Here is a 264-nt window from a genome sequence, read left to right as displayed (position 1 = left end):
CGTGCTTACGAAGGCAACGAAACCCGCCAGTTGGCGCTCGATCTTGGCTTCGTGCCGGTGGTCCCGCCGAAATCCAATCGGGTCGAGCCTTGGGAATACAACCGGGAGATGTACAAGCGGCGCAACGAAGTGGAGAGACTGTTCCGTCGCTTGAAAGGCTACCGCCGGATTTTCTCGCGCTTCGAGAAGCTGGATGTCATGTTCCTTGGATTCCTCAGCTTCGTCCTAGTCGTTGATGGGCTTCGGATGTGTTAACAGGCCCTA

Annotated in this window: 1 pseudogene; it reads left to right on the top strand. The window is 56.4% G+C overall.

Annotation, left to right across the window (positions count from 1 at the left end):
• Positions 1 to 255 (top strand): annotated as a pseudogene (locus F7R02_RS26040) (IS5-like element ISCARN85 family transposase); the annotation flags it as partial.
• Positions 256 to 264 lie beyond the last annotated feature (9 nt).

Source organism: Xanthomonas cissicola (genome assembly GCF_008801575.1).
Lineage (GTDB): Bacteria > Pseudomonadota > Gammaproteobacteria > Xanthomonadales > Xanthomonadaceae > Xanthomonas > Xanthomonas cissicola.
This window is presented reverse-complemented; position numbering and strand designations above follow the sequence as displayed.